General features: G+C 67.1%; 6 protein-coding genes. All 6 read left to right on the top strand.

The window, feature by feature from the left end; all coding sequences use genetic code 11:
• Positions 1 to 236: hypothetical protein (locus tag VM681_04470; GenBank protein ID HVL87251.1), on the top strand; the 236-nt coding region annotated here is incomplete at its 5' end.
• A gap of 173 nt (positions 237 to 409) precedes the next feature.
• Positions 410 to 640, top strand: coding sequence for a ribbon-helix-helix domain-containing protein (locus VM681_04465; GenBank protein ID HVL87250.1), 231 nt, complete (start codon positions 410 to 412; stop codon positions 638 to 640).
• A 311-nt stretch (positions 641 to 951) separates the two neighbouring features.
• A complete protein-coding gene (ftsZ, locus tag VM681_04460) occupies positions 952 to 2,055 on the top strand; it encodes a cell division protein FtsZ (protein ID HVL87249.1) in 1,104 nt (367 codons plus the stop codon).
• A 152-nt stretch (positions 2,056 to 2,207) separates the two neighbouring features.
• A complete protein-coding gene (locus VM681_04455) occupies positions 2,208 to 2,612 on the top strand; it encodes a hypothetical protein (protein ID HVL87248.1) in 405 nt (134 codons plus the stop codon).
• Positions 2,613 to 2,812: 200 nt separating this feature from the next.
• A complete protein-coding gene (locus VM681_04450; protein ID HVL87247.1) occupies positions 2,813 to 6,316 on the top strand; it encodes a chemotaxis protein CheB in 3,504 nt (1,167 codons plus the stop codon).
• Positions 6,317 to 6,457: 141 nt separating this feature from the next.
• A complete protein-coding gene (locus tag VM681_04445) occupies positions 6,458 to 7,000 on the top strand; it encodes a response regulator (GenBank protein HVL87246.1) in 543 nt (180 codons plus the stop codon).
• The last annotated feature ends 751 nt before the right edge of the window (positions 7,001 to 7,751 follow it).

Raw genomic sequence — 7,751 nt, 5'->3', positions numbered from 1 at the left:
CGCCCCTTGCGGCCTCCGCGCGAAACCTGGGTCCTATCCAGCTTCCCATCGACGTGGCCGTCCTCGTGTGCGCCCTCGTGCGCGAAGGGGGGCGGCTGGAGGACGTCGAGCTCACGACGGAAGTCGAGATCCGCCACGACGACTCCCACGTCACGGTCCTGCCCTATGGATACCCCGTCGTGGACGGCCGGGTCCTCCTCACGCCGGGCCTTGCCGAGCACTTGGCGGCCCGCTGACCGCCCCACAAGCCCGATTTGTATCACATTCCGAAAATCAAAATCTATTAATAGCCCGGCTTTCTATACGCTTGTCTGACAACGTCTGACAAAAGACGTATGCTGGGTGACAAGAGGCGACTCTTGGCCGCGTAGCGTCCGTGCGCTGGCAGGCCGTTGTTCGAGGGACCGACGTGCAGGAGACAGAGCGCGTGACCATCCGGCTTCCATCGGAGCAGGTGCGCACTCTGGAGACGCTCGTCAAGCTCGGCGAGTTCACGAACCTGTCCGAAGCGATTCGGCAGGCCGTGCGCGAACTCGTGAACTCGAGGGCCGGAAGCCTCGCGGAGCGGCTGGAGAAGCTCCAGAAGCTGCGCGAGATCGAGGCCCAGGTCGACGCCCTCGATCGGTTCGCGCGAAAGTAGTGCGAAGGCCTCACGTCCTGGGGATGCAGGATCGGGGATGGGATGCAGAAGGCCGGGGGAGAGGTGCCGGAAACGGATTCCTCTCGCTACGTCCACCGCGAGGGCCGCCTTGCGGGGGAACGGATGGGATGCACGGGCGCGCCGCGACGCCGTCGCGGCAGATGGGATGCACCCGTAGCGCATGCTACGGACGGCTCTGATACGCCGCGCCGGGCCGGGAGGGCGGAACGCACCGCCCTCCCCGCGCTTGGCGTCACGCTTTGGAGGGGGAGCGCAAGTCCCCTCGGACACACGATCCGGAGGAACAAGGGATGCAAACGTTGATCTCGAACGCGATGAAAAGCACGGAAGCGGTCTCCAGCGACGACCCCGAGTTTGAGGCCTTCTACGACCCCAAGATCGTCATCGTCGGCTGCGGTGGCGCCGGAAACAACTCGGTGAATCGCATGGCCCAGATGGGCATCAAGGGCGCGGAGACCATCGCCATCAACACCGACAAGATGCACCTGGACCACATCCAGGCGGACAAGAAGCTCCTCATCGGCCGCTCGATCACCCGCGGCCTTGGCGCCGGCGGCTACCCCGAGGTGGCCGAGCGCTGCGCCGAGATGGCCCAGCCCTACATCGAGGAGCTCCTCGAAGGCGCCGACCTCGTGTTCATCACGGCGGGCATGGGCGGCGGCACCGGCACCGGCACCGCGCCCGTGGTGGCCAACATCGCCAAGAAGAAGGGCGCCATCGTGATCGGCATGGTGTCCACGCCCTTCAACGTCGAGCGCGCTCGCCTCGTCAAGGGCGACGAGGGCCTCAACAAGCTGCGCAAGGCGGCCGACACCGTCGTCGTCCTCGACAACAACCGCTTGCTGAAGTTCGTCCCGAACCTCCCCATCGACCAGGCCTTCTCGGTCATGGACCAGCTCATCAGCGAAACCGTGAAGGGCATCAGCGAGACGATCACGCAACCCTCGCTCATCAACCTCGACTACGCCGACGTCCGCACCATCATGGGCTGCGGAGGCGTGGCCGTCATGCTCTACGGCGAGGCCAAGAGCAACGAGCCCAACAAGGTCGTCGCCGAGGCGCTCAACCACCCGCTCCTCGACGTGGACTACCGCGGCGCCACCGGCTGCCTGCTGCACATCACGGGCGGCCCCGACCTTTCGCTCAAGGCCGCCGAGGACGTCGCGCAGGCGCTGACCGTCGACCTCGATCAGAAGGCAAACGTCATCTGGGGCGCCCGCGTGAACCCGGCCTTCGAGGGCCGCATGCGCGTCATGGCCATCATGACGGGCGTGCAGACGGACAACGTTCCCAAGGAAGGCTCCGGCGCCACCGCCCCGGTTTCCAACGGACGCCGCGTCGCGCCCGCGCCCGTCACCACGCGCCCGGGTCTCGACCTTCCCTGGGTGAACTGAAGGCCGCGGGTCTCGATCAAAACGACCTCCCCCCATCGATCGCCGCTTGCAGCGGCGCTCGAGGAATTCCCGGGGAAAACGCCAGCCTCCTTCCCCGGGGTTTCCTATCCTCTTTCCAATCCCTTTTCTATTCCCTTCCCCCTCTTCCCCGCGTGGGCCCGCGGGCGTACAAGATTCCCTCCGACGAGGAGGTCGTGTCGGCGATCACGCAGGTCATGGGAAAACGCGGCATCGTCCGCAGTCAGAAGCTTCTCAAGCGCCTGGTCGACGAGGTCCTCCGCAAGATCGACCCCGGCTACGGCGTCTCGCTCCCCCGCGTCCGCAAGCTCGCGATCGCCTCGGGCTTCGCGCAGCTCGAGATGAAGACCCGCAGGACCGACGGCCGTCGCAAAGGGCTCAAGGAATGTCCCGTCTGCGGCGCGCGGCTTGCGCGCATCAAGAACAAGACGATCGAGGACAAGACCACGTCCTTCGAGCTCAAGTGCCTCACGTGCGGCTATTTCACGGGGGCCGTGCTGCGCGTGCCGACGCGGTACGTGTTCGTGAAGAGGGTGTAGGTGGGCGCCCGCTGGCCCGCCTCCGGCCGCTTCGAGCGCGAAGCCCGTTTCGCAACGACGATCCCGTTTGCCGCCTCTGAGACTATTTGACCCCGCTTGGCGTTTGACCCACGGGGGAGATCATCGCCGAAAAGCACCGGCGGCGGCCCGGTACCGCTGCAAGCTTGTCGCGTCGTGCCAGCAGCGGGCCCCCTCGCGCGGTGGCAATTGGGGCCTCCGCGGGTGGGATCGCTGCCCTCCAGTCCGTCCTGGGCGCACTCCCGACGGATTTTCCGGTTCCGATCCTTGTCGTCTTGCACCTCGACCCCGACCACCCGAGTCGGATGGCCGCTCTCCTGCAGCGTCGGTCGAAGCTGCCTGTCCACGAAGCCGTCCACGGACGACGCTTGGCCGCCGGGACGGTCTACGTCGCGAAGCCGGATCATCACCTGGAGGTTTCCAAAGGACGGATCCGGCTCACGCGAAGCCCGCGCGTCCATTTCTCCCGGCCCAGCATCGACCGCCTGTTCCAATCCATCGGGCGCGAGTTTGGCGAGGGGGCCGTTGCGGTGCTCTTGAGCGGCTCGGGGCGGGACGGCAGCGAGGGGATCCTCGCTGTTCGCCGGCACGGCGGCCTCACCGTCGCCGAACACCGATCGACGGCCGAACATGCAGCCATGCCGACGGCAGCCATCCAAACGGGGGCCGTGGATGCCGTGCTGCCGGCCCACGCGATCGCCGCATTTCTCGTCCGCTCGCTACGAAGCACCCCATCTCCGATCGGCTCCGCCGACTGGAGCGCACTTCTGGAGCGGCTACGGAAGCGTTTCGGCACGGATTTTTCCGGCTACAAGACCAATACGCTCCGCCGCCGGTTGGCCCATCGGCTCGTCGCGACCAAACAGCCCGACCTCCGCAGCTACCTGCGGCTCCTCGGCAGGGATTCCGAAGAGCTTGCAAAGCTTCATTCCGCGTTCCTCATCAAGGTCAGCGCGTTCTTCCGGGACCCCGCCGCCTGGAACCGATTGCGCGCGGCGCTCCACGAGGGCCGTGGCAAGGCTTCGAAAGGGAAGGAATACCGCGCCTGGAGCGTCGGGTGCGCCACGGGAGAGGAAGCCTATAGCCTTGCCATCCTGCTCCTGGAAACGCTGAAGGGGGGCGCCCGAGCCGGCGTCAAGGTCTTTGCGACCGACATCGACCCCGGTGCGCTTGCGGTAGCCCGCGCGGGCGTCTACGAGGCCGCGCAGCTGCGGAGCCTCACGCCGGCCCAACGGACGCAATACTTCGTGCCCGAGGGGGAGCGCTTCCGCGTCCGCAAGGAGCTTCGCAAGCACGTGATCCTCGGACGCCACGACGTAACGAAGGATCCGCCCATCGCCCGGTTGGACCTCGTCGTGTGCCGGAACCTCCTCATCTACCTCGACGAGCCGGCCAAGCGCGAAGTCTTCAACCGGCTTACGTTTGCCCTTGCCCCCGGCGGGATGCTCGTCCTGGGCAAGAGCGAGACCGTTCAGGGGAATGAGGACACCTTCGAGGCCATCGCTCCGCGGGACCGGATCTACCGGAAGGTGGCTTTGTCGCACGGAGAGATCCGCCGCCCGCGGCGGGTTGGAGCTTCCCCGCGGCGCCGCATCGCCGAGCCGTTGGCGGCCGAGATCGAACAGGGTGGCCGCGCGCTGCGCGTCCAAGAAGCCTTCCAGCACCTTCTGGTGCAGACCGCAAGCCTCGTCCTTGTCATGGTGGATCGGGAACGCCGCGTCAAGCTGTGGAACGCGTGTGCCGAGCGCCTGTTTGGAATCCGAGCCAGCGTCGCGCTTGGCCAAACCGTGTTCGAAGCCGCCCATGGACTCGGAGCTGACGATCTTGCGATGGGCATCAAGTCGTGCTTGAACGAGGGCGAGACGGTGGCGCTGCGCGACCTTCGCCTTCGCCGCAAGGGGCACGCCGACCGGTATCTCGACGTCGAGTTCGTGCCCATGAAGGATGGGAACGGCGGCCGCGTCCTGCTCGTTGGCGTCGACGTCACCGGGCGCCACGCGGCCAACGAAGGCGAACGGGCGATCACGCAGAAGCTTCGAGCCGCGCTTGACGAGGCCGAGCGCGCCGGCCAAGCGGCCCAAGCGAGCACGGAGGAGCTTGAGACCACGAACGAGGAGCTCCAGAGCGCCAACGAGGAGCAGCAGACCCTCAACGAGGAGCTCCAGAGCGCCAACGAGGAGCTCGAGACCACCAACGAAGAGCTTCAGAGTGCCAACGAGGAGCTCGACACCCTCAACGAGGAGATGCGCATCCGGGCCGCCGAGATCGAGCGCGCAACGGGCATCCTCCGGACCATCCTTGCAAGCTCGGGAGACCCCGTGATCGTATGCGACCCCGGGGCGAAGATCACGTCGTGGAACCGGGCCGCCGCGTCGGCGTTCCGGCTCTCCGAGGGACAAGCCATCGGACAGTCGCTGTGGGACGCGGTGCCTGGACTGGACGTGCCCGCCGTGCGGAAGGCGGCGCGCGAGGCGACCCAGAACCGTCATGCGGTCGTCGAGAGCTCTCCCGCGATTCCCTCCGTCGGTCGTTTTCGCCTCCACTTCGCCCCGGTGGAAGGCGGGGAGGGATCGGCCCGGGGTTTTGTCCTCAATGCGGCCGACGTTACGCACCGAGCGCGTCGCGAGGATTCCGTGACCGCGTCGGAGAAACTGTTTCGCGCCATCACGGAAGGCGCCAAGGACCCGATGCTGCTCGTGCGCGAGGGTGGCGAAATCGTCGGCGCCAACGCAGCGGCCCAAGCGTTCTTCGGCTTTGACCAAGAAGCCAAACGGCCGCCGGTGTTTTCGAAGATCTTTCGCGAGATCCGTTCGGTCGATTGGCTTGCGCTCCTGGGGGGTCAAGGTCCCGTCGGCATCGAGGAAGCCTCGGTCCCGACGCCCGCGGGCGATCGAACCTGCGACGTTTCGCTTTCCGCGATTCCAGGAGATCCCCCGATCGTCGTGGCGACCTTCCGTGACGTGACCGAGCGCCGCCGACGAGAAGCCGAGGTCCACCAGCACCGCGAAGCGCTGGCCCGCTACAACCGGATCATCACCCACGACGTGGCCAACCTCGTCGGATCGCTCCTCCTCCAGGTCAAGATCGTGCAGGACGCGGCGCCGCCGGACAAGGCCGTGTCGCAGGCAAGCGCCGCCATCCGGCAGCTTCTGCGAGAGATCCAGGACATCGTTCGCAACGTGCAATCCATGAGCGCGCAGCGAACGGACCGGCCGCTGGAGGCCACGGACGCAAGCGCGGCGCTTGCCACCGCCTTCGCCGTTGCCGCGACGGCGTTTCCCGGACGCTCGCCCCGGCTGCGGAATCGGGCCGCGCGGGGCGTTTGGGTGCTCGCCGACCCGCAGCTTGCGCAGGTGTTCCTCAACCTTCTCCTCAACGCGATTCGTCACAATCCGAAGCCGGAACCGACGGTCGAGGTGACCTCCCGAGCCGTCAAGTTGGGGAAGGTGCCCGCCGTAGCGTGGTCGTTCAAGGACAACGGCCCGGGGATGCCGCGCCGCGTGCAGGAGCAGCTGGACGCGCCTTCCGGCGACGTTCCCAAGCCGGGGGAGGGGACCGGTCTCTACATCGTGCGAAGCCTTGTGGCGCACTGGGGCGGCCTTCTTGAGGTCCGGGACCGCGTGCCGGGACGACCCGAACGCGGGACCGTCGTGCGCGTGGTACTGCCGACGGCTTCTCGCGGTTGATCGCACGCCGGCACGAGCAGCCGAGCAAATGCCGGAGCAAGCCGAATCAGGTCCAGCGCGCGCACGTTTGTCTGCCAAGCGATTCCATCCGCCAAACGGCGCACCCAAGGTTCTATGCAGGTGCGGCGCCTTGGTCACACGATGCCGTCTGCGAACACCGCAGCCGTCGGCCAGCCTGGATCCCAGGGGCGTCGGATCCTACTCGCCGATGACGACCGTCAATTCCTGGCGGCCACGCGGCGTCTCCTCGAGGGCGCGTTCCCCGGGGCGACCGTCGAAGCGGTGGAAAACGGAGCAGACGCGCTTGTCGCGCTCCACCGGCAGCCGCCGGACGTGGTCGTTTCCGACCTTCGAATGCCGGGAATGGACGGGATCGAACTGCTCACTGCCGCCCGCCAAACCGATCGCGACGTGCCGCGGGTCCTCCTGACGGCCTTCGGAGACCTCGAAGTGGCCCAACGTGCCCTCAACGAAGCGTCCATCGACCGGTTGTTCGTGAAACCCGTGAACCCCGAAGAGCTCGTGACGGCCGTGGCGACCCTTCTCGTCGAGCGCGGAAGCGCCCGGGCCCGGCAGCAGGCGCTCGTACGATCCCTGGACATCCTTGCGCGGCCCCTGGCAGAGACGGCAAACCTGGACTTGGGATCGAGTCGACAACCCCGACCCCGGTTCGGCGCGCGATAGCACAAGCGATTCCGGGCCCCTGCCCAAGAAGGCAGGAACACGAGCGTCCTGCGAAGCCCTTCGAGCCAAGCTTTGATTACGGCGCCGCCCCAACCCAAAGACCTTACGTCGGCTGCTCATGTTCGACCCATGACGCGCACGAAGAAGACCACCGAAGGATCGCAAACGAGCCGCCGAAAGCGTCGAGCCCGGCAGAGTCAGCCCGCGACGCGGGATCGCCGCTCCGGCGCCGCCGGCGCGTCGCCGCGCTCGCACGGACGCCATTTTGCAAGCGGAACGGAGCGTTCGGTCCGAAAGGGTCGCAGCACCCGCGACTCCGGGAACCGCCGTCGGAGTTAGCTTCGGGCGGACTTGCGGGCGGCTTCGCGGAAGGCCGCGCCAAGTACGCTTGCGTTGATGCGGGCCCTTCCCCGCTCGGGGCGGCAGTCGATGCCGTCTTGCGCGGGATGCGCTTCTCGATGTTCGAGATGCGGTTCGGACGGGGGCGTTCCGTTCGGAGAATCTTCGATCGGCCCGTAGGAAAAAAAGCGCCGCGGCGCGCGGGCCGCGGCGGAGGGGACGCTTGCTGCGTCCGTTCTACGTGCTCAGCGCCTTCACGGCCGAGGTGACGTCGTCCACGGCAAAGCCGATGCGCGCGCTTCCGTTGTCGGAGACGCGGTACGCCGCGTTGATGTTGATTCCGCTTGCGCCGAGGATCTGCGCGAGGCGGCCAAGCTCTCCGGGACGGTCTTCCGCGGGGACGGTCACGAGC

This window comes from Candidatus Thermoplasmatota archaeon (assembly GCA_035541015.1).
In the GTDB taxonomy this organism is placed as follows: domain Archaea; phylum Thermoplasmatota; class SW-10-69-26; order JACQPN01; family JAIVGT01; genus DATLFM01.
Note: the sequence above shows the minus strand (reverse complement) of the source record. Positions and strands in the feature narration are given on the sequence as shown.

Bases quoted from the DNA above. Each gene is read 5' to 3' on its own strand.
- ftsZ (HVL87249.1), top strand. From the start codon at position 952: ATGCAAACGTTGATCTCGAACGCGATGAAAAGCACGGAAGCGGTCTCC.
- VM681_04445 (HVL87246.1), top strand. From the start codon at position 6,458: ATGCCGTCTGCGAACACCGCAGCCGTCGGCCAGCCTGGATCCCAGGGG.